25 protein-coding genes and 2 riboswitches are annotated in these 23859 nt (G+C 66.6%); of the genes, 14 read left to right on the top strand and 11 right to left on the bottom strand.

The window, feature by feature from the left end:
- Positions 1-99: 99 nt before the first annotated feature.
- Positions 100-2034, top strand: a complete 1935-nt coding sequence (locus tag AAC645_RS04880; protein WP_340314283.1) for a PAS domain-containing hybrid sensor histidine kinase/response regulator — start codon at positions 100-102, stop codon at positions 2032-2034.
- A gap of 28 nt (positions 2035-2062) precedes the next feature.
- Here the strand turns inward: AAC645_RS04880 and rnhA are convergent, their stop codons facing one another.
- The 3 genes from rnhA to ispH are packed head-to-tail and all read right to left on the bottom strand — an operon-like array spanning position 2063 to position 4424.
- Positions 2063-2515 carry a ribonuclease HI gene (rnhA, locus tag AAC645_RS04875; RefSeq protein ID WP_340314281.1) on the bottom strand — a complete coding sequence of 151 codons (453 nt, stop codon included), beginning with the start codon at positions 2513-2515 and terminating at the stop codon, positions 2063-2065.
- A complete protein-coding gene (gene thrB / locus AAC645_RS04870) occupies positions 2512-3474 on the bottom strand; it encodes a homoserine kinase (RefSeq protein ID WP_340314280.1) in 963 nt (320 codons plus the stop codon). The genes rnhA and thrB overlap by 4 nt, the downstream gene beginning before the upstream one ends.
- Entirely contained in the window at positions 3474-4424 is a 951-nt protein-coding gene (gene ispH, locus AAC645_RS04865; RefSeq protein ID WP_340314279.1) for a 4-hydroxy-3-methylbut-2-enyl diphosphate reductase, read from the bottom strand. Before ispH ends, thrB begins: the two co-directional genes overlap by 1 nt.
- Before the next feature lie 106 nt (positions 4425-4530).
- Between ispH and AAC645_RS04860 the strand changes: the two genes are divergently transcribed.
- From AAC645_RS04860 to AAC645_RS04835, 6 genes are all read left to right on the top strand, one after another.
- On the top strand, positions 4531-5178 hold the full coding sequence (locus tag AAC645_RS04860; protein WP_340314277.1) for a hypothetical protein: 648 nt from the start codon (positions 4531-4533) through the stop codon (positions 5176-5178).
- 237 nt (positions 5179-5415) lie between these two features.
- Positions 5416-5511, top strand: a riboswitch (glycine riboswitch).
- Between the two features lie 2 nt (positions 5512-5513).
- Positions 5514-5652, top strand: a riboswitch (glycine riboswitch).
- Positions 5651-6823: a glycine cleavage system aminomethyltransferase GcvT gene (gene gcvT, locus AAC645_RS04855; RefSeq protein ID WP_422785796.1), complete on the top strand. Its 1173-nt coding sequence runs from the start codon at positions 5651-5653 to the stop codon at positions 6821-6823. Its footprint overlaps the riboswitch before it by 2 nt.
- Positions 6824-6828: 5 nt before the next feature.
- Positions 6829-7200 (top strand): glycine cleavage system protein GcvH, encoded by a 372-nt coding sequence (gene gcvH / locus AAC645_RS04850; RefSeq protein WP_340314273.1) that lies wholly within the window; start codon positions 6829-6831, stop codon positions 7198-7200.
- A 162-nt stretch (positions 7201-7362) separates the two neighbouring features.
- Complete coding sequence (gcvPA, locus tag AAC645_RS04845; RefSeq protein ID WP_340314271.1) at positions 7363-8733, top strand: aminomethyl-transferring glycine dehydrogenase subunit GcvPA; 1371 nt, start codon at positions 7363-7365, stop codon at positions 8731-8733.
- The gene (gene gcvPB, locus AAC645_RS04840; RefSeq protein WP_340314269.1) at positions 8730-10298 is read left to right on the top strand and encodes an aminomethyl-transferring glycine dehydrogenase subunit GcvPB; all 1569 of its coding nucleotides are present in this window, start codon (positions 8730-8732) and stop codon (positions 10296-10298) included. Before gcvPA ends, gcvPB begins: the two co-directional genes overlap by 4 nt.
- Before the next feature lie 112 nt (positions 10299-10410).
- Complete coding sequence (locus AAC645_RS04835; protein ID WP_340314267.1) at positions 10411-11013, top strand: DUF938 domain-containing protein; 603 nt, start codon at positions 10411-10413, stop codon at positions 11011-11013.
- 3 nt (positions 11014-11016) lie between these two features.
- Here AAC645_RS04835 and rsmD read toward each other — a convergent pair whose 3' ends face one another.
- The 3 genes from rsmD to AAC645_RS04820 all read right to left on the bottom strand — a co-directional run bounded on the left by rsmD (position 11017) and on the right by AAC645_RS04820 (position 13707).
- Positions 11017-11538 carry a 16S rRNA (guanine(966)-N(2))-methyltransferase RsmD gene (gene rsmD, locus AAC645_RS04830; RefSeq protein WP_340314562.1) on the bottom strand — a complete coding sequence of 174 codons (522 nt, stop codon included), beginning with the start codon at positions 11536-11538 and terminating at the stop codon, positions 11017-11019.
- Positions 11539-11664: 126 nt separating this feature from the next.
- The gene (locus AAC645_RS04825; protein WP_340314265.1) at positions 11665-12606 is read right to left on the bottom strand and encodes a pseudouridine synthase; all 942 of its coding nucleotides are present in this window, start codon (positions 12604-12606) and stop codon (positions 11665-11667) included.
- Between the two features lie 75 nt (positions 12607-12681).
- Positions 12682-13707: a cache domain-containing protein gene (locus tag AAC645_RS04820; protein ID WP_340314263.1), complete on the bottom strand. Its 1026-nt coding sequence runs from the start codon at positions 13705-13707 to the stop codon at positions 12682-12684.
- Between the two features lie 173 nt (positions 13708-13880).
- Between AAC645_RS04820 and pgi the strand changes: the two genes are divergently transcribed.
- A complete protein-coding gene (gene pgi, locus AAC645_RS04815; RefSeq protein WP_340314260.1) occupies positions 13881-15383 on the top strand; it encodes a glucose-6-phosphate isomerase in 1503 nt (500 codons plus the stop codon).
- Positions 15384-15405: 22 nt separating this feature from the next.
- On the opposite strand, the gene AAC645_RS04810 is transcribed toward pgi, so the two are convergent.
- On the bottom strand, positions 15406-15849 hold the full coding sequence (locus AAC645_RS04810; RefSeq protein ID WP_340314258.1) for a VOC family protein: 444 nt from the start codon (positions 15847-15849) through the stop codon (positions 15406-15408).
- Positions 15850-16044: 195 nt separating this feature from the next.
- On the opposite strand from AAC645_RS04810, the gene gorA reads away from it, so the two are divergent.
- Complete coding sequence (gene gorA, locus AAC645_RS04805; RefSeq protein WP_340314256.1) at positions 16045-17391, top strand: glutathione-disulfide reductase; 1347 nt, start codon at positions 16045-16047, stop codon at positions 17389-17391.
- Between the two features lie 51 nt (positions 17392-17442).
- Here the strand turns inward: gorA and hisF are convergent, their stop codons facing one another.
- From hisF to hisB, 4 genes are all read right to left on the bottom strand, one after another.
- The gene (gene hisF / locus AAC645_RS04800) at positions 17443-18204 is read right to left on the bottom strand and encodes an imidazole glycerol phosphate synthase subunit HisF (protein ID WP_340314254.1); all 762 of its coding nucleotides are present in this window, start codon (positions 18202-18204) and stop codon (positions 17443-17445) included.
- A complete protein-coding gene (gene hisA, locus AAC645_RS04795; RefSeq protein ID WP_340314252.1) occupies positions 18201-18932 on the bottom strand; it encodes a 1-(5-phosphoribosyl)-5-[(5-phosphoribosylamino)methylideneamino]imidazole-4-carboxamide isomerase in 732 nt (243 codons plus the stop codon). The genes hisF and hisA overlap by 4 nt, the downstream gene beginning before the upstream one ends.
- Positions 18933-19052: 120 nt before the next feature.
- Positions 19053-19670: an imidazole glycerol phosphate synthase subunit HisH gene (gene hisH, locus AAC645_RS04790; protein WP_340314560.1), complete on the bottom strand. Its 618-nt coding sequence runs from the start codon at positions 19668-19670 to the stop codon at positions 19053-19055.
- A 5-nt stretch (positions 19671-19675) separates the two neighbouring features.
- Positions 19676-20272 carry an imidazoleglycerol-phosphate dehydratase HisB gene (gene hisB / locus AAC645_RS04785; RefSeq protein ID WP_340314251.1) on the bottom strand — a complete coding sequence of 199 codons (597 nt, stop codon included), beginning with the start codon at positions 20270-20272 and terminating at the stop codon, positions 19676-19678.
- A gap of 130 nt (positions 20273-20402) precedes the next feature.
- On the opposite strand from hisB, the gene AAC645_RS04780 reads away from it, so the two are divergent.
- The 5 genes from AAC645_RS04780 to gmk all read left to right on the top strand — a co-directional run bounded on the left by AAC645_RS04780 (position 20403) and on the right by gmk (position 23814).
- The gene (locus tag AAC645_RS04780) at positions 20403-20894 is read left to right on the top strand and encodes an SspB family protein (protein WP_340314250.1); all 492 of its coding nucleotides are present in this window, start codon (positions 20403-20405) and stop codon (positions 20892-20894) included.
- 29 nt (positions 20895-20923) lie between these two features.
- Entirely contained in the window at positions 20924-21223 is a 300-nt protein-coding gene (locus tag AAC645_RS04775; protein ID WP_340314249.1) for a hypothetical protein, read from the top strand.
- Positions 21224-21438: 215 nt separating this feature from the next.
- Positions 21439-22830 carry a class II fumarate hydratase gene (gene fumC, locus AAC645_RS04770; RefSeq protein ID WP_340314247.1) on the top strand — a complete coding sequence of 464 codons (1392 nt, stop codon included), beginning with the start codon at positions 21439-21441 and terminating at the stop codon, positions 22828-22830.
- Positions 22831-22892: 62 nt separating this feature from the next.
- On the top strand, positions 22893-23111 hold the full coding sequence (locus tag AAC645_RS04765) for a hypothetical protein (RefSeq protein WP_340314246.1): 219 nt from the start codon (positions 22893-22895) through the stop codon (positions 23109-23111).
- A gap of 61 nt (positions 23112-23172) precedes the next feature.
- Complete coding sequence (gene gmk / locus AAC645_RS04760) at positions 23173-23814, top strand: guanylate kinase (RefSeq protein ID WP_340314245.1); 642 nt, start codon at positions 23173-23175, stop codon at positions 23812-23814.
- Positions 23815-23859: the final 45 nt, after the last annotated feature.

Raw genomic sequence — 23859 nt, 5'->3', positions numbered from 1 at the left:
GTTTACATCTATCGCTTTCCCTCAGGCCCGATCTGGCCCTAAAAGATCAGCCTGGGCGGGAGGTTAACCGCTCGGCAAAAAGGGGGCGAGCCGATTCCGTTGGATGACAGAGCCGAGGCCGATCGTCTGCTGGCCCTCGCGGAGTCGCTTGCGGGGCTCGGCATCTGGCAGGCCGACTACGGGGCCAACCGGCATGTCTGGTCCCCCCGGCTGTACCGGATCCTCGGCCTCCCGAACGATGCCCCCCTGACCTATGAATTCATGCGCAACCTGTACCACCCCGATGAGCTTGGGAGGGCCGACCTGGCAGTCGCAGAAGCGGTCCGGACCGGGGAGTTGCCGCCGACGCGGTTCCGCCTCGTTCGTCCCGATGGCAAGCTCATCCACGTCGAAGTCGCCGGGCAGCGCGATGGCCCGAACAGGCTGTTCGGCATCATCCGCGAGATCACCGCGGAAGTCGAAGCAGAGCGCGCGTTGATCGCCGCGCGCGACCAGGCGCGCGCGGCGGAGCGGGCCAAGGCCGAGCTGCTCGCGGTGATGAGCCACGAGATCCGGACGCCGATGAACGGGCTGCTCACATTGATCGATTCGCTGCGGCGCGATCCGCCCGGCGAACAGCGGCGCGCGCTGCTTCAAGGGCTGAGCGAGGCCGGCTGCACGGTGATGAGCGTGGTCGACGACATGATCGACTACTCCCGCGTGGAATCCGGTCGGGTCGTCATCGAGAGCATCAATTTCGACCTGAAGGCGGCGATTCGCACGACGATCAACCTGTACAATGGCACCGCGGCGACCAAGGGGCTGGCGCTCGATGCCCACGGCCTCGACGGCGAGCCGGTGATGGTGCGCGGCGATTCGGCGCGGTTGCAGCAATTGCTGTCGAACCTGGTGGGCAACGCGATCAAGTTCACCGAAAATGGCAGCGTCTCGGTCGCCCTGTCCCCCACCCGCTCGGGGGAGCAGGGCGACTATTGGATGATCATCGTGCGTGATAGCGGCCGCGGCATCGGCCATGACGCGCTCGGCCGGATCTTCTCGCGCGGCGAACAGGTCGATGCGGCGCGGTTGCGGCTACAGGGCGGCACCGGCCTCGGCCTCGCCATCAGCCAGCAGCTGGCCGAGGCGATGGGCGGCTCGATCGCGGTGTCGAGCGATACCGGCCGGGGCACGACCTTCTCGGTGGAACTGCCGTTCAAAAAAGCCGACGGCGATGCGGTCCCGGAAAATGTGCCAGCCGGCCCGATGCATATCCTGCTGGCTGAGGACAACCCGATCAACCGCCGCCTGATGGCCGGGCTGCTGAGTCGCGAAGGCCATCATATCGTCGCTGTGGAGGACGGCCGCAAGGCGCTCGGGGCCATCGCCGCCCAGCCGTTCGACCTGGTCCTGATGGACATGCAGATGCCGGAGCTCGACGGCCTGGCCGCCACCCGCGCCATCCGCGCGCTCGACGCCCCCGCCTGCAACACGCCGATTCTGGCGATCAGCGCCGATTCGCTGCCGGAGCGGCGGCGCGTCTATTTCGAGGCCGGCGTCGACAGCTTTCTACCCAAGCCGATCGTCTCGGGCCAGTTGCTCGACATGATCGGGAAGATGCGCCGGAGCAAGCGCGCGCAGGCCCAAACCGGCGGCGACCAGTTCGACCGCGGGCGCCTCAACCTGCTGATCGAGCAGGGTGGCCATGAGGACATCGCAATACTCATCAAGATGCTGCTGTTCGACATCGGCGATCGACCGCAGCGCATCGCCGCCGCGGTTCGCGCCAGGGCCTGGGAGCTCGCCGCGGCCGAGGCCGAGGCGTTACGCACCCTGCTCGACAGCTTCGGCAGCTTCAGCCTCTCGCGCCTGCTGACCGCGATCAGCCGCCAGTGCCTGCGCCATGAATGCGAGCCGGCGGTGCTGGACGAACTGCTCGCCCAGTCGCGCGCACTCGCTACGCTGCTTCACCAGGAAGTCGGGGCCGTGCCGGCGCCGATCGCACAGGCGATCGACAATATCGTCGAACCCGATTTCATGCGCGGGACGAGGGGCTGAGCCGGAGTCGAGGGCGGATGCGCTGCCGCTAAAACCGCAGCGCCGCGTCGCTCGCCAGCTTGTCGGCGCGCTCATTGTCGGGATGACCGGCATGACCTTTCACCCACAACCACTCGATCTTGTGCGGAGCCGCAGCATCGAGCAGCCGCTGCCACAGCTCGGCATTCTTCACCGGCTTGCGGTCGGCGGTCTTCCAGCCATTCTTGCGCCAGCCATGTATCCACTTGGTGAGGCCGTCCATCACATAGCGGCTGTCGGTCGACAACTTCACGCGGCACGGCTTCTTGAGCGCCTCGAGCGCGCGGATCGCCGCCATCAGCTCCATGCGGTTGTTGGTCGACGGGTTCTCGCTACCGGACAACTCCTTCTCGGTGCCGCCGAAGCGCATCAGCGCACCCCAGCCGCCCGGCCCGGGATTGCCCTTGCACGCGCCGTCGGTCGCGATCTCGACCAGCGGAAGTTCGAGGGGATGCTCGGTCAAACGGTCACCAGCGTTTCCGGATCGGCTTCTGCATAGAAATCCAGGCGACGCAGGAAAGCCAGCGGGTCCTTGCGCGTCACCATCGCGTCGGCGGGGGTGTTGAGCCAGTCCCAGGCGCGGGTCAGCAGGAAACGCAGACAGGCGCCGCGCGCCAGCGCCGGGAAAGCGAGCCGCTCTTCGGTCGACAGGCCGAACTGCTTGTCATATCCCGCGATCAGCGCACGGCCGAGATCGGCGTGATAGCCGGTGCCGTCATTCTCGAAACACCAGGCGGCATGGGTGACCGCGACATCCCACGCGCGGATGTCGGTGCAGGCGAAGTAGAAATCGATGACGCCGCTCACCTCGTCGCCCAGCATCAGGACGTTGTCGGGAAAGAGATCGGCATGGACCACCGACGTCGGCAGGTGCCGCGGCCAGTGAGCGTCGAGCCAGGACAGTTCGCGCGTCACTCGTGCGCCAAGGCCGTCGTGGACGCGATCGAGATCGGCGCCGCAGCGGGCAGCCAGCGCCTGCCACCCGGCGAGATCGAGGCTGTTCGGTCGCGTCTGCCGGAAATCCGCGAGCGCGCGGTGCATGTCGCCCAGCGCGCGGCCCGCCGCCCGTGCCTGCGCCGGCGTGGGATGGGTAACCGACACGCCGCTCAGGAACTCGATCAGGCAGGCGGGGCGGCCTGCCAGCGTCTGGAGCTGCTCGCCGCGCCGGTCGCGCAACATCCGCGGGATGTTGAGCCCCTTGGCGGCGAGGTGATCGGTCAACGCCCCGAAGAAGGGCAGGTCGTCGACATTCACCCGCTTCTCGTAGAGCGTCAGGATGTAGCGGCCGACGGTCGTCTCGATCAGGTAGTTGCTGTTCTCGACGCCCTCGGCGATGCCCTTGGCCGATATCAGCGCGCCATGGTCGTAACGGTGGAGGAAGGCGCTCATCTCCTCGCTGGAGACCTGAGTATAGACCGCCATCAGGCAACCAACGTCCTGGGGAGCTTGAACAACATATCCTCGGTCACCGATTCCACCTCGCGCTCATGGATAGTGAAGCGGGTCGCCAGCGTGTCGACGAGTTCCCGCACGAGAATCTCCGGCGCCGAAGCTCCTGCGGTGATGCCGAGGGTGCGGACGCCCTCAAGCCAGCTGAAGTCGATCTCCGCGGCGCGCTGGATCAGCCGCGCCTTGACGCCGTTGCGGGTCGCGACCTCGACCAGCCTCATCGAATTCGAGCTGTTGGGCGCGCCGATCACCAGCATGGCGTCGCACTTGGCCGCGATCGCCTTCACCGCCGCCTGGCGGTTCGAGGTCGCATAGCAGATGTCCTCTGAAAGCGGCGCCGCGATCTGGGGAAAACGCTCCCGCAGTACCCCGATGATCTCGATCGTGTCATCGACCGAGAGCGTGGTCTGGCTCAGAAAGGCGAGGGGCTGGCCGGCAGGCGGCGTGACGGTTGCCGCATCCTCGGCGGTCTCCACGAGGGTCATCACGCCGTCGGGTACCTGACCGAAGGTGCCGATCACCTCCGGGTGGCCCTTATGGCCGATGAAGAAGATATGGTGGCCGTTCTTGACCAGCCGCTCGGCTTGGCGGTGCACCTTGGAAACCAGCGGACAGGTGGCGTCGAGGAAGTTCAGGCCCCGCTCGCTCGCCCTTGCCGGGACGGCCTTCGGCACGCCATGCGCAGAGAACACCACCGGCGCGTCATCCGGCACCTCGTCGAGCTCCTCGACGAAGATCGCTCCCTTTGCCTTCAGGTCGTCGACGACATATTTGTTGTGGACGATCTCGTGACGCACATAGACCGGCGCGCCATATTTTTCGATCGTCAGCTCGACGATGCGGATCGCCCGGTCCACCCCGGCGCAGAAGCCGCGCGGCGCTGCGATCAGCAGATCGAGGGGTGGCCGGTCGGTGGTCGTCATGCGCCGCCCTTAAGCGATTGCTTGCCTGTGCGAAAGCCGGTTCCTATGATCGCGAGACCTACCGGGCGTGCGCACCACTCCGGACCATGATGAAGGATGCCCCGTAGTGCAGTTTTCGAAAACGACCGCGATCCTCCTCGCCGCGCTGACGCTTGCGGGCTGTAAGACGGATGCGGAGTTCGACGAACGTGGCGGCTTCAAGATCGCGCGCTCGGCCTGCCCGGCGGCCGCGATTGCGACCTATACGGGCGACATCACCCTGTTTGATCCGCCAGCCGATCGCAGCGTCAACGCGATTGACGTCAGCGCCAATATCGCCAATCTCCGGGCCAGCTGCAACGAAGGCGGCAATGGCGCGCAGATCCAGGTGACCGCCAGCTTTGACGTCCAGGCCCGCCGCGCGACTGCCGGGCCCTCCCGCACCATCACCCTGCCCTGGTTCGCGACGGTGCTGCGCGCCGGCACGCAGCTCGAATCGAAGCAAGTCGGCGAAGTCACGATCAGCTTCCCGGAAGGCCAGCTGCGCGGCAGCGCCCATGCTTCGGCGACCGCGATGGTCTCCCGCTCGGCGGCGACGCTGCCGCCCGAGATCCTCCAGCGGATCAACCGCAAGCGCAAGGCCGGCGACGCCGACGCGGCGCTCGACCCTATGAACGAGCCCGCCGTGCGCGAGGCAGTCAACAACGCCAATTTCGAGCTGCTCGTCGGCTTCCAGCTCTCGGAGAGCCAGCTGGCATACAACGCCTCGCGGTGACTCTCTCGGCGTCCAATGGTCATCCCAGCGAAAGTTGGGATCTCCTTGCCTTTGAAGCGTGCCGAATGAAGAAACTGGGATCCCAGCTTTCGCTGGGATGACGAAGCTAGTGGTCCAGACGGCCCGCGTCGTGCCGGGCGATTCATCAGTCGTACCGTTTCGCTGCACCGCTACATCCACCGTTGACTTGAGCGGACGGCCACGCCAAGCCGTGCGGGTCGTCGCCGGGCAACCGGTGCTGACCACGCGGGAGAGTGCCGCGGGAGCGATCCCGAGGCCGCCGAAGGAGCAACCGCCCCGGAATCTCTCAGGTCAACGGACCGCGTGGACAGGATCGACACTCTGGAAAGCGGATGGCTGGCCTCTGGGAAACCAGATGTCGCCGACCATCCCACCGAAGGGGTAAGCCCGGCCGTCGCCACGATGTGGACGGCTCGTGCGAATGCTCTCAGGTTCCGTGACAGAGGGGGCAATGACCGGCGGGTGGATTGCGCCCGGCGTCATTGACCGTCACGGAGGCAAGAGTGTGAGCGACGAAGAGCCCGAAGAGATCATCCAGACCCTGCCGCTCGACCATTGGCATCGCGCTCGCGACGCCAGGATGGTGCCGTTCGCCGGCTATCAGATGCCGATCCAGTATGACGGCATCATCGCTGAGCACCTGTGGACCCGCGAATCAGCCGGCCTGTTCGACGTGTCGCACATGGGCCAGCTGTTGATCAGCGGCGACGGTGCCGATGTCGCGCTTGAAAAGCTGCTGCCCGGGGATATCGTCAATCTTGGCGTGGACCGGACGCGGTATTCGCTGCTGCTCGACGAAAAGGGCGGCATTCTCGACGATCTGATGGTGACGCGCCGCGCCGGCGACTTCTATCTCGTCGTCAACGGCGCCACCAAGGCCGACGACATCGCCCATCTCCACGAATATCTGCCCGAGGAACTGATCCTCAACCATCTCGACGACCATGCGCTGCTGGCCCTTCAGGGGCCGAAGGCGGTGGATGCGCTGGCGCGGCTCTGTCCCGATGTCGAGGCGCTGGTGTTCATGACCGCCGGCGCCTTCGAAATCGCCGAGGTGCCCGTCTGGATCAGCCGGTCCGGCTATACCGGGGAGGACGGTTTCGAGATTTCGATCCCGGCCGACGATGCCGCAACGATCGCGTCGCTGATCGCCGCGCAACCCGAGGTCAAACCGATCGGCCTCGGCGCCCGCGATTCGCTGCGGCTCGAGGCCGGGCTTCCGCTCTACGGCCATGATCTGGACACCACCACCGATCCGGCGATGGCGGGCCTTGGCTTCGCGGTGCCGAAGCGCCGCCGCGCCGAAGGCGGCTTCCCGGGTGCGACCGTCGTCTGCCGCCATCTCGCCGAGGGCCCGCCACGCAAGCGGATCGGCATGGTCCTGACCGGCCGCCTGCCCGCTCGCGAGGGTGCGTCGATCTTCGATGGGGATGTCGAGGTCGGCACCGTCACGTCGGGCGGGTTCAGCCCATCGCTGCAGGTGCCCATCGCGATGGGCTATGTCGCCGCCGACAGCGCGGTGCTGGACCGCCCGCTCCAGATCGAAGTGCGCGGCAAGCGGCTCGATGCCGTAGTCGCGCCGATGCCTTTCGTTCCACATCATTATGTCCGCCAAGGGAGCTGAGACCCATGACGACCTTCTACACCGACGAGCATGAATGGATTTCGGTCAAGGATGGCACCGCGACCGTCGGAATCACCGACTATGCGCAGGCGCAACTGGGCGACATCGTCTTCGTCGAGCTGCCGGCACTCGGCGCCAACGTCGCCAAGGGCGGCGAGGCGGCGGTTGTCGAATCGGTCAAGGCCGCGTCGGACGTGTTCGCGCCGGTGACCGGCACGGTGAGCGAGATCAACGCCGCGCTCGAAGAGGAGCCCGCATTAGTCAACAGCGCACCCGAAACCGGCGGCTGGTTCTTCAAGCTCACGCTGGCCGACCCGTCCGAGCTGGAGGGCCTGATGGACGCAGCCGGGTACAAGGCCTTCTGCGAGAGCCTCTGATATTCTTTCGCCCTCCCTTTCAAGGGAGGGGTGTAGGGGTGGGTGGCGAGCGTAGCGAGCCTTCCGACTTCTTCGCAAAAGCTACACCGAGGGCATCGAGCCCTCGGTTTCGCCACCCCACCCCCTGCCCCTCCCTTGAAAGGGAGGGGGGAGATTTGGTCGATGCGCTACCTTCCCCTCACTGACGCCGATCGCAGCGCGATGCTCGCCACAATCGGCGCCTCGTCGATCGACGAACTGTTCGTTGACGTCCCCGCCGCGGCGCGACTGGCCGGACCGATCGCGGGCCTTGCCCCGCACGCGTCCGAACTCGCGGTCGAACGACATATGTCGCGACTTGCGAAGCAGAACCTCTCGGCCGGCGACGCGCCTTTCTTCCTCGGCTGCGGCGCCTACCGGCATCACATTCCCGCCAGCGTCGATCACCTGATCCAGCGCGGCGAGTTCCTGACCAGCTATACCCCCTATCAGCCGGAGATCGCGCAGGGGACGCTGCAGGCGCTGTTCGAGTTCCAGACCCAGGTCGCCCGCCTGCTCGGCTGCGACGTGGCCAATGCGTCGATGTACGACGGCTCGACCGCCTGCTGGGAGGCGATCACCATGGCCCGGCGCGTCACCCGGCGGGGCAAGGCGATCCTCTCGGCCGGGCTGCATCCGCATTATGTCTCGCTGGCCAGGACGATGGCGCGCTTCACCGGCGACAGCCTCGACCTCGCGCTGCCCGAACTGACCGCCGGCGCGCCCGGCGACGATATGGCGCGCCTGCTCGACGCGATCGACAGCGACACCAGCTGCGTCGTCGTCCAGAACCCGAACATTCTCGGCCATGTCGCCGACCTCTCCGAACTGGCGGCACGGGCCCATGAAAAGGGCGCGCTGCTGATCGCGGTGGTGACCGAGCCGGTGTCGCTCGGCGCGATCCGCTCGCCCGGCGAGATGGGCGCAGACATCGTCGTCGGCGAAGGCCAGTCGATCGGCGTCGGGCTCAACTTCGGCGGCCCTTATGTCGGCCTGTTCGCCTGCGCGGAGAAATATGTCCGCCAGATGCCGGGGCGCCTCGCCGGCGTCACCCAGGATGCCGACGGACAGCGCGGATTCGTGCTGACCCTGTCGACCCGCGAGCAGCATATCCGCCGCGAAAAGGCCACCTCCAACATCTGCACCAATGCCGGGCTGTGCGCACTGGCCTTCTCGGCGCACATGACGCTGCTCGGCGAGACCGGGCTGCGCAACCTCGCCGCGCTGAACCATGCCAGCGCAGTTGCGGCCGCCGACCGGCTGGCGAAGCTGCCCGGCGTCGAGCTGGTCAACGGCGCCTTCTTCAACGAGTTCACGCTCAAGCTGCCAACGGAGTCGCGCCCGGTGGTTCGCGCGCTCGCCGACAGAGGGATATTGGGCGGCGTCTCGCTCGGCCGGCTCTACCCCGACGCGCCGGCACTCGCGAACGGCCTCGTCGTCGCGGTGACCGAGACCAGCAGCGTGGAAGATGTCGAAAATCTGGCCCAGGCCCTCGAAGCGGAGTTGGCGGCATGAGCATGAACAGCGAAGGCCGCGTCACGCGCCCTGAAAATACCGCATCGGCTTCAGCGCCGCCGACCTTCACCGGCAACCGCGCGCTGATGCTTGAGGAAAAGCTGATCTTCGAGCAGGACAATTACGCCCGCACCGGCGTCGACCTGCCCGAGCCGCCGAAGGTCGCGAGCCGGCTCGGCGGGCTGGAGCGCAACCGGCCGATCGGCCTGCCCGGCCTGCCCGAGCCCGAGGCGGTGCGCCATTATACCAGGCTCAGCCGCCAGAATTACGCCATCGACCTCGGCCTGTTCCCGCTCGGCAGCTGCACGATGAAGCATAATCCGCGCCTCAACGAGAAGGTCGCGCGGATGCCCGGCTTCGCCGACATCCACCCGCTCGCGCCGGTCGACACGGTGCAGGGCGCGCTGGCGGTGATCCATGAACTGGCCGAATGGCTGAAGACGCTGACCGGCATGGCCGCCGTCGCGATGGCGCCGAAGGCCGGCGCGCATGGCGAGCTGTGCGGGCTGCTGGCGATCCGCGCCGCGCAGGAAGCGCGCGGCGACGCCCGCTCGGTGATCCTCGTCCCCGAATCGGCGCACGGCACCAATCCCGCGACGGCGGCCTTCTGCAACTATCGGGTCGAGAATATCCCGGCGACCGCCGAGGGCCGCGTCGACCTCGATGCGCTCAAGGCCCGGCTTGGACCCGACGTCGCCGGCGTGATGATTACCAACCCCAACACCTGCGGCCTGTTCGAGCGCGACATGAAGGCTATTTCGGACGCGGTCCACGCCGCCGGCGGCCTGGTCTATTGCGACGGCGCCAATTTCAACGCGATCGTCGGGCGGGTGCGGCCGGGCGACCTCGGCATCGATGCGATGCACATCAACCTCCACAAGACCTTCTCGACCCCGCACGGTGGCGGCGGGCCGGGCTCGGGCCCAGTGGTGTTCTCGGCCGCACTGGCGCCGTTCGCGCCGCTGCCGTTCGTCGACCGGCAGGGTGATCGCTATGTTCTCGTCGAGGAGGAGACTGCCGGCGAGCATCATGCGTCGAGCTTCGGGCGCATGGCCGCCTTCCACGGCCAGATGGGCATGTTCACCCGGGCGCTCTCCTATATCCTCAGCCACGGCGCCGACGGCCTGCGCCAGGTCGCAGAGGATGCTGTGCTCAATGCCAATTATGTGCTGCGCAGCCTGGAGGACGTACTCGACGCGCCGTTCGCCGCCAGCGGCCCGTGCATGCACGAGGCGCTGTTCAGCGACGCAGGGCTTGCGGCGGGCTTCACCACGCTCGACATCGCCAAGGGCCTGATCGACGAGGGCTTCCACCCGATGACGATGTATTTCCCGCTCGTGGTCCATGGCGCGATGCTGATCGAGCCCACCGAAACCGAGGGCAAGGCGACGCTCGACCAGTTCATCGGCGCGTTGCGCTCGGTGGCGGAACGCGCCCGCGCCGGCGACGCCGCGCTGAAGGCCGCGCCGGCGCTGGCACCGCGGCGGCGGCTCGACGAGACGGCGGCGGCGCGGAAGCCGGTGCTGGTGTGGAAGGACACCGAGCTACCCGAGGCGGCGGAGTGAAGCTCCCCTCTCGCGTCATCCCAGCGAAAGCTGGGATCTCACTTCCGTTGGTTCCTCTGACGAGAGCAAGTGAGGTTCCAGCTCTCGCCGGAATGACGTACAGGGTTGAGCAATGATCGAAACCCGCCGCCACGCCCCCGCCACAGAACGCAATCGCGAGCCGATCCTCGAGCTTTTGCGCAGCATCCTGCCGGCAAGCGGCACCGTGCTGGAGGTCGCGAGCGGCACCGGCGAGCATGCCATCCACTTCGCCCGTGCGCTGCCTGACCTGATTTGGCGGCCGAGCGATCCCGATCCGGCCGCGCTCGGCTCGATCCGCGCCTGGGCGGAGGCGGCAAAGCTTGGCAATGTGCGCCCGCCGCTGCTGCTCGACGCCGCAGCGCCAGAATGGCCGATCACGGCCGCCGATGCGATGCTATGCATCAACATGATCCATATCAGCCCATGGGAAGCGACGGTCGGCTTGATGGCGGGTGCCGCCCGGCTGCTGGCACCGGGGGCGCCGCTGTATCTTTATGGCCCTTATCGTCGCGCAGGGATGCCGACGGCGCCGAGCAACGAGGCATTCGATGCCAGCCTCAAGGCGCGCGATCCGCGCTGGGGGCTGCGCGATCTGGAAACCGTCGTCGCGTTGGCCTCCGGGCAAGGGCTGGTGCTCGACAGCGTCGTTGACATGCCCGCGAACAATCTCTCGGTAGTGTTGCGCCGCAGCTGAGGTTCAGCGCTCGCGCGTCAGCAGCGTTATCCGCGCCTTGCCATGGACGCGCTCCGCCTCGACGGTGAAGCCCGGCACTTCGATCGCCTCGTTCTTCGCGGTCTCGATGCTGGCCCAGCCACCTGGCGCCAAACCGATGTTCGGTAGGATCTTCTGCCCCAGCCCTGTGCCATAAGGCGGGTCGATCAGCACCAGATCGAACGGGCCGCTGCCGAAACCCTCCGCCGCGATCGCCCGGACCTCGGCCGCGGCGCCGAGCTTGGCGATGTTCGCGCGCAGCGCCTCGATCGCGCCGCGTTCGCGCTCCACGAAAGTACAGTGCGCCGCCCCGCGCGACAGCGCCTCGAGGCCAAGCGCGCCAGTACCCGCACAGACATCGGCGACTTTCAGGCCTTCGAAGCTGCCGAGCCGGCTGGTCAGCATCGAGAACAGCGCCTCGCGGGTGCGATCGGCGGTGGGGCGGGTGGCGTCTCCGGCAGGTGCGATCAACGTGCGGCCGCGCCAGATGCCGGCGATTATGCGCACCGCTTTTGCCTTGTCGTCATCCTGAACTCGTTTCAGGATCCACTTTTCCACTCGGGAGCGCTCCCGGGACGCACGGTGGATGCTGAAACAAGTTCAGCATGACGGCGAGGAGAGGACGAACCGGCTTCACTCGGCCGAGCTCGGCTTCTTCGGTCCGCGCACTGACTTGAGCGTCTTGCGGAAAGCGACCAGTTGGTGCTGCAATATCTCGCCGACCTCGCCGGGCTGGAGGTCGCCCAGCTCGAATGCGCCATAGGCGATGCGGATCAGCCGCGAAACCTGGAGCCCGAGATGTTCGAGCACCCGCCGCACTTCGCGGTTCTTGCCCTCGCTGAGCTTCATCTCGATCCAGACATTGGCGCCAGTGCGCCGCTCGATATTCGCATCGATCGAGCCGTAGCGGACGCCTTCGATCTCGACGCCTTCGATCAGTTCCTCGAGCTGGGCCTGGGTAACATTGCCATAGGAGCGCGCGCGGTAGACGCGGGTGACCCCGGTGCTCGGCAGTTCGAGCTGGCGCTTGAACTCGCCGTCGGTCGTCAGCAGCAGCAGCCCCTCGGTATTCAGATCGAGTCGCCCCACCGGCATCACCCGGGGCAAATCCTTGGGCAGCTTGTCGTAGATCGTCGGCCGGCCGGCCGGGTCCCGTTCGGTGGTGAGCAACCCCTGCGGCTTGTAATAGAGGAACAGCCGCGTCGGCTCGGGCGCTGCGACCGGCTTTCCGTCGACGGTGACGCCCTTCAGCGATTTCAGCAGCGTCGCCGGGGTCTCGATCGCCACACCGTCGATCGCAACGCGGCGATCCTCGATCATCCGCTCGATCTCGCGACGGGAGGCGACGCCGGCCCGCGCGAGCAGCTTGGCGATGCGCTGCGGCTCCTGGCCCGGCCGCGCATCGGCGCGGGCGGGGTGCGGGACCGATGGCTTGACCGGGCGTGCCAGCCCGCGCGCCTGGCGGCGACCGAGCTTGGGCGGCGGCGTGGTCTTGCCGGGCGTGTTGATGCCGGTCGGCTTGCCGGTGGTCGATCGGCCGGGAGGCCGGCCGCCTGGGGTTCTGGGAGGGCGCATGGCCGCCGCTTTAGCGATAAGGCGAGCTTAGCGCCAGTTGAGCCTGCGACATCGCCCGAAAGCCCGGATGATCCCCTATTCCTCGAGCATCTGGCTTTCGATGCAGCCCAGCCAGCCGAGCCCGCGATAGGTTTCGTAGCCCGGGGTCAGCGCAAAGGCGATCAGCTTGCCGTCGCGCTGATAATAGCCGCTGTCGCGCTTGTCGGTTTGCAGCGGGTAACGATCGGTGCAGATCCCCTGGCCGTCCGACGATGCGATGATCCGGTGACCGGAATCGAGCAGCATCAGCCGCGATGTCGCGCGCTCGGCCGGCGACAGGCCGATGCCTTCGAGGATCGCCGAGGCCTGCGGCGCCCAGTCGAAGAAGATGCCGAGCGCGCCGATCGGATTACCGCGGGTGCGGCCGCCGGCGCGCACTGCGGTCGAGTAGGTCGCGACCTGGGCGCCGCCCAAAGTGGGGTTGACCGAGATATCGCAGACCCGGAAGTCGTCACCGCTCTGGGTGTCCATTGCGGCGCGGAACCAGTCTTCCCTGGCGACATTCTGGCCGATGGCCCCAGGGTAGCGATCGGGGCGGCCGGTGGCGATCACGCGGCCGTGGCTGTCGGCGATCCAGAGATCGAGATAGACGGTATAGGAGCGCAGGATCGTCGCAAGCCGCTCTGTGGCATGGTCGGCATTGGCGCTCGAGGGCGCTTCGAGCACATCGGTGACCGAACTGTCGGTGGCCCACCAACGCACGTCGCAGGAGCGCTCATAGAGATTTCGGTCGATGATCTCGACCGCCGAACGCGCCAGATCGGTGTGCCTCGTCCCCTTGAAATCGACGAGCATCTGGCTGCCGGCCGTGCGCAGCGAGGCGATGTTGGAGGCGATCGCCGAACGCAGTTCGCCGCCAATCCCCGAGATCGAGGCGGCGAGTGCGCCGAGCTCCTGGGCGACGACCGAAAAGGCGCGGCCGGCTTCGCCTGCCCGGGCCGCTTCGAGCCGGGCATTGATGGCCAGCATGCCGGTCTGCTTCATGACGCGGTCGATGCGATCGACCTTCTCTTCGGTGATCCGCGAGACCTCATAAGCCAAGCGTAATATGTCGTCCTGCATCGTGGTCCCCCAGTTCGACCTCGCTTGCGGCACCCTCTCGGCATCTTGGTGGTAGCATTAGGCTGCTCTTTCGCCGAAAGGCATGGCCTGAAATCATGAATAACTGGTAACCAAGACGCCCCCTTAAGACCAAAATCTGCCATTTATCGCATTTTGCACCACGGAGATCGTACATGACCGATGCAAAAGCTGCCTGGAGCGCGATCGCCGGGCTCCCCCGCGCGACGCTTTCAGAGCTCTTCACCGCCGAACCTGACCGACTCTCGCGGCTAGCGATCGACGAGTCGGGCATCCTGTTCGATTTCTCCAAGACGCACCTTTCTGCGCCGCTGATCGAGCGCTTCGTCGCGCTGGCGGAAGCCTGCGACTTCGCCGGCAAGCGCAACGCGCTGTTCGCGGGCGAGCCCGTCAACGTCACCGAAGGCCGCGCCGCCGAGCATCCTGCTGAGCGCGGCCAGGGTGCACCCGACAGCGTCGCGCGCGCCCACGGCTTCCAGGCGCGGATGCGGGCGATGATCGACGCGATCGAGGCCGAGGTGCTCGGGCCGATCCGCCATATCCTCCATGTCGGGATCGGCGGATCGGCGCTGGGCCCCCACATGCTGGTCGACGCACTCGGCCGCGACGCCGACCGCTATGAGGTGGCAGTGGTCTCCAACGTCGACGGGGCGGCGCTCGACGAGGTGTTCAAGCGCTTCGATCCCGACGCGACGCTGCTGGTCGTCGCGTCGAAGACCTTCACCACCACCGAGACGATGATGAACGCGCGCAGCGTGCTCGGCTGGATGGAGGAGGCCAATGTCGAGGATCCCTATTCGCGCGTCGTCGCGCTGACCGCTGCGCCCGAAAAGGCCGTAGAGTGGGGCGTCGACGAAACCCGGATCCTGCCCTTCTCGGAAAGCGTCGGAGGACGCTATTCCTTATGGTCGTCGATCGGCTTTCCGGCGGCGCTCGGCCTCGGCTGGGACGCTTTCGAGAATCTGCTCGAGGGCGCGGCGGCGATGGACCGCCATTTCCGCCTGTCGCCGCCCGAGCGCAACCTCCCGCTGCTCGCCGCCTTCGTCGATCAATATTATTCGCGCATCCGCAATGCCGAGACCCGCGCCATATTCGCCTATGACGAGCGGCTGCGGCTGCTACCTTCTTATCTCCAGCAGCTCGAAATGGAATCGAACGGCAAGAGCGTGAAGGCCGACGGCTCGGCGGTGGACGGGCCGACGGCGGCGATCACCTGGGGCGGGGTGGGCACCGATGCGCAGCACGCGGTGTTCCAGCTACTCCACCAGGGCACGAGGCTGGTGCCGGTCGAGTTCGTCGCCGCGATCGAACCCGATCATGTCCTCGACGACGGGCATCATCGTGCGCTGCTGATCAACTGCTTCGCGCAGGGAGCGGCGCTGATGGCGGGCAAGCCCAATGACGATCCGGCGCGCGCCTATGCCGGGGACCGGCCGTCGACGACGATCCTGCTCGACCGCATCGATCCGGCGCGGCTCGGCGCGCTGCTCGCCTTCTACGAGCACCGCACCTTTGCCAACGCGGTGCTGATGGAAATCAACCCGTTCGATCAGTTCGGGGTCGAGCTCGGCAAGGAAATCGCCCGCTCGATCGAGAGCGAGGGCACAGCACGCTTCGACGCCTCGACCAGGGCGCTGATCGGCCGGGCGCTGGGATAGGCGTTCGCGCGCGCTGCGTCCGTTACGCCCCGTCCGGCTGCCGAGGCAGGCTCATCGGGAGGTCGTTGTCGCCCTCGGGATAGGTGATGAACTCGAGCAGCGAACCGTCGGGATCGCGGAAATAGACGCTCTTCGCCCGGCCGCGTCGGCCAAAGGTGTCGACGATCCCGCTATGGCTCTCGACCCCGCAAGCCTCGAGATGGGCGAGCGCGTCCTCCACCGGGCCATGCCACTCGAACGCCATGTCGCTGTTGCCAGCCGCCACGGGGATGGTGGCGAGGAGATGCGGATCAATCGGCGTGTCGGGGCCATGAACGTTGATCTGCACCGCACCCAGCCGATAGAAGCGGAAGGCCGGGATCGGGACGATCACCTCGACGCCGAGAACGCGCCGGTAGAAATCGTCCGACACGTCATAATCGCTCGATTTGATCACGAAGTGGTCGAGTGTGATCTGCGCTGGCATGCGGCCTCTCCCTGACTGAGACCGCCAGATAGGGGCGCGGCGCAGCCGCAGGCAAGGATCCGCGTCGATGCCGCCGCCGGTGCGCAGGCGTCGAACCGAGCGGTGGCTCGATCACACTGATCACCACGATCGGTTTGCGAAGGGCCGCCGCCCTTGCCATATCGCGCACAACAGTTTCGCAAAGGATGATCCCGGATGGCCGAATATGACTATGACCTGTTCGTCATCGGCGCCGGTTCGGGGGGCGTGCGCGCCTCGCGTGTTGCGGCGGCCCATGGTGCACGGGTGGCCGTGGCCGAGGAACACCGTATCGGCGGCACCTGCGTGATCCGTGGCTGCGTGCCCAAGAAGATGCTCGTCTATGGATCGCACTTCGCCGAGGACCTGCAGGACGCCGCACGCTATGGCTGGCAGCTGGGCGATATCCGCTTCGACTGGAAGACACTGCGCGACAACGTCAATGCCGATGTCGACCGGATCGAGGGGCTTTATACGAACACCCTGACGAACAATGCGGTCGAGATCTTCCATGAGCGCGCCACGGTGTCCGGCGCCAACGAAATCACCCTCGCGAGCGGGCGAAAGATCACGGCGAAGTTCATCCTGGTCGCCACCGGGGCATGGCCGGTGGTGCCGAAGGTGCCGGGTGCCGAGCACGGCATCAGCTCCAACGAGGTCTTCTATATCGACGAACTGCCCAAGCGAGTGGTGATTGCCGGCGCGGGCTATATCGCCAACGAGTTCGCCGGCATCTTCCACGCGCTCGGCTCGAAGGTGACGGTGGTCAACCGCTCGGACCAGATCCTGCGCGGCTATGACGAGCAGATTCGCGACCGGTTGTTCCAGATTTCGACCCACAAGGGCATCGAGTTCATCTTCAACGCCTCGTTCGAGAAGATCGAGAAGAAGGATGACGGCTCGCTCTGCGTCCACTTCAAGGACCATGAGAGGTGCGACACCGATCTGCTGCTGTTCGCGATCGGCCGCAGCCCCAAGATCGATGGCCTGGGGCTCGAGGTCGCCGGCGTCGAGATCGACGACAAGGGCGCGATCGTGGTCGACGAGGATAACCGCTCGAGCGTGCCGTCGATCTATGCGATCGGCGATGTCACCAACCGTGTCCAGCTGACCCCGGTCGCGATCCGCGAAGGCCAGGCCTTCGCCGACACGTTGTTCGGCAACAAGCCACACCGCGTGGACTATCGGATGATCCCGAGCGCGGTGTTCAGCAACCCGCCGATGGCGGGCGTCGGCCTCACCGAGCGTCAGGCGCGCGAGCAATATGGCGACCCGAAGATCTACACGTCGGACTTCCGGCCGATGCGCAACGTGCTGGCCGGCCGCAACGAACGCGCGCTCTACAAGCTGGTGGTGCATCCGGAGAACGATGTCGTGCTGGGCATCCACATGATCAGCCCCGACGCGCCAGAAATCCTGCAGGCGGCGGCGATCGCGGTGAAGGCCAAGCTCACCAAGGCGCAGTTCGACGACACCGTCGCGCTGCATCCATCGATGGCCGAGGAACTGGTGCTGATGAAGTAGGATCGGCGACCCACGCCCACCTCACATTCGCAGAGGTGGTGGAGGCCAAGCTTACGCCCGGACCGGGAGCCCCGCCGCCTTGAGCGCCGCATGCGCCTCGGCGACGCTGTGCTGGCCGAAGTGGAAGATCGACGCCGCCAGCACCGCACTGGCGCCGCCGCGCACCACGCCGTCGACGAGGTGGTCGAGATTGCCGACGCCGCCGCTGGCGATCACCGGCACCGACACCGCATCGGCAACCGCGCGAGTCAGCGCGAGATCATAGCCATCGCGGGTGCCGTCGCGGTCCATCGAGGTCAGCAATATCTCGCCCGCGCCGAGTTCGGCCAGCCGCCTGGCGTGCGCCACGGCATCGATCCCGGTCGGCTTGCGGCCGCCATGGGTGTAGATTTCCCACTTGCCGGGGCCGACATTGCGCGCATCGACTGCGCCGACCACGCACTGCGCGCCGAAGCGGTTGGCCATGTCGGCGCAGAGCTCGGGCCGCGCCACTGCGGCCGAGTTCACCGCGACCTTGTCGGCGCCCGCGAGCAGCAGCGCGCGCGCATCCTCCGGCGTGCGCACCCCGCCGCCGACGGTCAGCGGCATGAAGCAGACCGAGGCGGTGCGCGCGACGACGTCGAGGATGGTGCCGCGCCCCTCATGACTGGCGGTGATATCGAGGAAACAAAGCTCGTCCGCGCCGGCGGCGTCATAGACCTTGGCCTGCTCGACCGGATCGCCGGCATCGGCGAGGTCGACGAAGTTGACGCCCTTGACCACGCGTCCGCCCGCCACATCGAGACAGGGAATGACGCGGACCCGAACGGTCATGCGCGCGCCACCGCCAGCGCCTCGGCGAGATCGAGCCGCCCGTCATAGAGCGCCCGGCCGGTGATCACGCCTTCAATGCCGTCGCCGTCATGCTTGGCGAGCGCATGGATGTCGCCGATGTCGGCGACCCCGCCGCTAGCGATCACCGGAATCGTCGCATGCCGCGCCAGCGCCACCGTCGCCTCGACATTGCAGCCCTTCAGCAGCCCGTCGCGGCCGACATCGGTGAACAGCAGCGCCGCAACGCCGGCATCGGCGAATCGGTCGGCGAGGTCGGTGATGCTCACCGTAGAGATATCCGCCCAGCCATGGGTGGCGACGAAGCCGTCGCGCGCATCAACGCCGACGACGATGCGGCCGGGCAGGTCCCTAGCGGCGGCCTTCACCAGGTCGGGATTTTCGAGCGCCGCGGTGCCGATGATCACCCGCTCGACGCCGAGGCCGAGCCAGCGATCGATGCCGGCGCGATCGCGGATGCCGCCGCCCAGCTGCACCTTGCCGGGAAACGCCTTGAGGATCGCCTCGACCGCGCCGGCATTCACCGCCTTGCCGGCGAACGCCCCGTCGAGATCGACGACATGGAGCCAGTCGGCGCCCGCCTCGGCGAAGCGCCGCGCCTGATCGGCGGGATCGTCGCCATAGACGGTCGCACGCGCCATATCGCCCTCGGCGAGACGGACGACCTGGCCGCCCTTGAGATCGATCGCGGGGAAAACGGTGATGGTCACACTATAAAACCTCTTGTTCCGTCATCCCGGCGGAGGCCGGGATCTCAGGAGATGAGGAGACGAGGTCGCCGCAAGAGACGCCCGAGATCCCGGCCTCCGCCGGGATGACGGATGATAGAGTCACGGCCGCCACTCCAGGAACCGCCCAAGGAACCGCAGCCCATAGGCCTGGCTCTTCTCGGGATGGAACTGCACGCCGAGGACGTTACCGCGGCCGACCGCCGCGGTGATCGCGCCGCCATGATCGCTGGTGGCCAACCGGTCGGCGGGGTCGGTCACATCGAACACGAAGCTGTGCAGATAATAGGCCTCGCCGGGCACGAGCAGCGCGTCATCGCGAGTCGGCACGACATCGTTCCAGCCCATGTGCGGCACCTTGTAGGCTGCGCCGGGCGTCATCATCCGCACATCGCCGCCAATCCAGCCGAGTCCCGGCGTGCGACCATGTTCGTGCCCGGCATCGGCCAGCAGCTGCATGCCCACGCAGACGCCGAGGAACGGTGCGCCGCGGCCATGCACCGCACGGTCCATCGCCTCGACCATGCCGGAGATGGCGGCCAGCCCGGCCATGCAGGACGCAAAGGCGCCAACGCCGGGCAGCACGATACGATCGGCCGAGGCGACGAGATCGGGATCGGCGGTAACGGTGGGATTGCCCCCCGCCGCCCGCAGCGCGTTATCGACCGACCTCAGATTACCGGCGCCATAATCGATGAGCGCGATTGTCTCGGAGCGCATGCCGGTCATGCGCTACCGAGCGTTCCCTTGGTCGAGGGAATCGCGTCCGCCTTGCGCGGATCGATCTCGGTCGCGACTCGCAGCGCGCGAGCGAGGCCCTTGAAGCAGCTCTCGACGATATGGTGCATGTTCGCGCCATAGATATTCTCGACATGGAGCGTGATTCCGGCCGCCTGCGCGAAGCTGTGGAACCAGTGCTCGATCAGTTCGGTGTCCCATTCGCCGAGCTTCGGACCCGACAGCGCCACCTTCCACACCAGATAGGGGCGTCCCGAAATGTCCAGTGCGACCCGGGTCAGCGTCTCGTCCATCGGCGCATAGGCGTGGCCGTAGCGCGTGATGCCGCGCTTGTCGGCGAGCGCCTTGGCCAGCGCCTCGCCGATCGCGATGCCGCTGTCCTCGGTGGTGTGGTGCTGGTCGATATGGAGGTCGCCGGCGATCTTCACCGTCAGGTCGATCAGCGAATGGCGCGACAGCTGCTCGAGCATATGGTCGAGGAATCCAATGCCGGTGGACACCGTATAGGCGCCGCTGCCGTCGAGATTCATCTCGACCGAAATATCGGTCTCGCTGGTCTTGCGCGTGATCGATGCGGTCCGCATGGCCCACCCCTGAAGCTGGCTCGAAGCCGGTGTGGCAAATCCTCCACACCGGACGGCGCCGCTATAGCGAGGTTGCGCGACGCTGCAACGCCGACTTGACCGGGCCGGACTCAGCGTTCACCACAGCGCCATGAGCGACCAAGCGCCCGACAGCCTGATTCCCTATGACGAGATCGTCCAGGAGGCACTCCGCGCCGTGGTCGGCCGCGTGCTGGGCGAGGTCGAAAGCGCCGGCGGCCTGCCCGGCGAACATCATTTCTACATCACCTTCAAGACGCAGGGCGCAGGGGTCGACATCCCGAAGCACCTCGTCGAGCGATTCCCTGACGAGATGACCATCGTCATCCAGAATCGCTACTGGGACCTGAAGGTGAAACCCGACGGCTTCGAGGTTGGCCTGTCGTTCAACCAGGTGCCGGCCAAGTTGATCATCCCCTTCGCGGCGGTGACAGGGTTCGTCGATCCCGCGGTCAATTTCGCGCTGCAATTCCAGGCGCAGATCGACGATGACGGCGAGGACACCGGCCACAGCTCGGCCGGAAACGACGCTCCGGCCGAACCCGCGGCGCCGATCGAGGACGGGTCGAACGTGGTGTCGATCGACTTCACCCGAAAGAAGTAGCCACGCGCCCCAACCCTGAAAATTGGGATGTGGGCCGTTTCGCAGCTCTCTGGCTTGTCGAGGGACTGGTCTTCGTTCCTTTGGCGCTGAGTTGGTGGCTCACGCCGCTCGGCTATGGTTTTGCCCATTGGCCGAACGGTAGATTCGGTGAGGCATTAAAATACTGGTATCTGGCCAGCCTCTTCGCGGGCGCGCCGTTGCTTCTGATCGGCTGGTTGCTCAGTCCGATGGCAGCAATGTTCAAGAAAATGAGTTTGGCAATTGGCCTGCCTATCGCGGCCTTTCTGATCTTCCTAATGCTCGCCTTGCCGGTGTTCGTGCTTGTCTAAACACTAGTCGTCATGCCAGCGAAGGCTGGCATCCATGTCTGTCTCCTTCTCAGATGCCATCTCCTGATATGAGAGACATGGGCCCCAGCCTGCGCTGGGGCGACGTGGTCGGACTACCCGGCTCACTTCAGACCTCCTTCTGTCGGGAGAATGAGAGGGTTGGCGATGTCGCCCTGCCGTCCCATCTTCGGCGCACCTGCCGAAAGGATCGCGTCATGCCCGACACCCGCACCGAGACCGACAGCTTTGGACAGATCGAGGTCCCCGCCTCCGCCTATTGGGGCGCGCAGACCCAGCGTTCGGTCGAGAATTTCCCGTTCGGCCCGGAGGAGCGGATGCCGGTCGGGATCGTCCATGCGTTGGCGATCGTGAAGCAGGCGGCGGCGAGCGTAAATCGCCGGCACGGCCTCGACTCCAGGCTCGCCGACGCGATCGAGCGGGCGGCTGGCGAAATCGTCGCCGGCAAGCTCGACGACCAGTTCCCGCTGGTGATCTGGCAGACCGGCTCGGGCACCCAGTCGAACATGAACGTCAACGAGGTGATTGCCGGCCGCGCCAACGAGCTGCTGGCCGGCGCCCGCGGCGGCAAGAGCCCGGTCCATCCCAACGATCATGTCAACATGGGCCAGTCGTCGAACGACAGCTTCCCGACCGCGCTACATGTCGCGGCCGCGCTTGCCGTCCATCAGCGTCTCTATCCTGCACTCGACGCGATGCTCGCGGATCTGCTCGGCAAGACCGCGGCATGGGACGACATCGTCAAGATCGGCCGCACCCATTTGCAGGACGCGACGCCGCTGACGCTCGGCCAGGAGTTCTCGGGCTATGCCGCCCAGCTGATCGCCTGTCGCAAGCGACTAGAAGGCGCGGTCGCCGGCGGGATGATGAAGCTCGCGCAAGGCGGCACGGCGGTCGGCACCGGGCTGAACACAGCCCCCGGCTTCGCAGAGGAGATCGCCGCCGAAATCGCCCGGCTGACCGGCCTGCCCTTCGTCACCGCGCCGAACAAGTTCGAGGCGCTCGCCTCCAACGATGCGCTCGTCCACCTGTCCGCCACGCTGGGGACGCTCGCCGTAGCGCTGGGCAAGATTGCCAACGACATCCGCCTGCTGGGCTCGGGTCCGCGCGCGGGTATCGGCGAGCTGATCCTGCCCGAGAACGAGCCCGGCAGCTCGATCATGCCGGGCAAGGTCAATCCCACCCAGGCCGAAATGCTGACGATGGTAGCCGCGCAGGTGATCGGCAACCACCAGGCGGTGACGATCGGCGGGCTCCAGGGCCACCTCGAGCTCAACGTGTTCAAGCCGCTGATCGGCGCGGCGGTGCTCCGCTCGATCGCCTTGCTGTCGACCGGCATGGAGAGCTTCACGCTGCGCGCGCTGGCCGGCCTCGAACCCGACCGGCAGCGGATCGCGGATCTGGTCGGCCGATCGCTGATGCTGGTGACGGCGCTGGCACCCGAGATCGGCTATGACAATGCTGCCAAGATCGCCAAACATGCGCATGCACAGGGCCTGACCCTGAAGGAATCGGGCCTGGCGCTGGGTCTCGTCGACGAAGCGACCTTCGATCGGATCGTACGGCCGGAGCATATGGTCGGGCGGTGACTCCGGGGAACTTCGCCCGGCGCCACGCGCTTTTTCCGTCACATCCGACAGGAGAGTTTGACATGATCGGCAAGATATTGGGTGCCCTGGTCGGCCGCGAGATCGACCGCCGCGATGGCCGGGGCGGTCTCAAGGGCGCAGTGCTCGGTGCTGCCGGCGCCGGCCTGATCCGCCGTGCGGGACCGATCGGCCTACTGATCGGCGGTGCCTGGGTCGCGAAGAAGGCGATGGACCGCCGCAAGGCAGACCGGGGCGCCGGGAGCAGCTCTTCGCACGAATGAGCCGCCGGGGGCGATACGATCGCGCATTGACGCGGACGCCCTGTCCGATGCAAGTGCCGCCATGGCCCATCTTTCGCTCAAGCGCCGTGGCGTGCTGTTCGTTCTCTCTTCGCCTTCCGGGGCGGGCAAATCCACCATCGCCCGCCGGCTGCTCGCATCCGACGACCACCTGAAGATGTCGGTATCGGCGACGACGCGCCCGATGCGCCCCGGCGAGATCGAGGGTGTCGATTATCATTTCGTCGACCTCGAGCATTTCCGCGAGATGGCATCGAACCACGAGTTCCTCGAATGGGCACATGTCTTCAACCACCGCTATGGCAGCCCCAGGCAGCCGATCGAAGAGATGCTCGCGGCCGGGCTGGACGTGCTGTTCGACATCGACTGGCAGGGCGCGCAGCAACTCTACCAGACCTGCGGCGGCGACGTGGTCCGCGTGTTCATCCTGCCACCGTCGATGGAAGAACTCGAGGATCGGCTGCGCCGCCGCGCGACCGACAGCGAGGAGGTGATCACCGGCCGAATGCAGCGCGCCGCCGCCGAGATCAGCCATTGGGACGGCTACGACTATGTCCTGATCAACGACGACATCGAGCGCTGCTTCGCCGAGGTGAAGGACATCCTGGAAGCGGAACGCCTCAAGCGCAGCCGCCAGACCGGTCTGATCGGCTTTATCCGCAAGCTGACGACGCCGGCAGGCTGACCCGCCCGCTTCAGCGGGCCTCTTTGCGAATGCGGACCGGTCCAC

Source organism: Rhizorhabdus argentea (assembly GCF_037861105.1).
Lineage (GTDB): Bacteria > Pseudomonadota > Alphaproteobacteria > Sphingomonadales > Sphingomonadaceae > Rhizorhabdus > Rhizorhabdus argentea.
The sequence above is the reverse complement of the archived record's forward strand: the minus strand, read 5'-3'. Positions and strand labels throughout refer to the sequence as shown.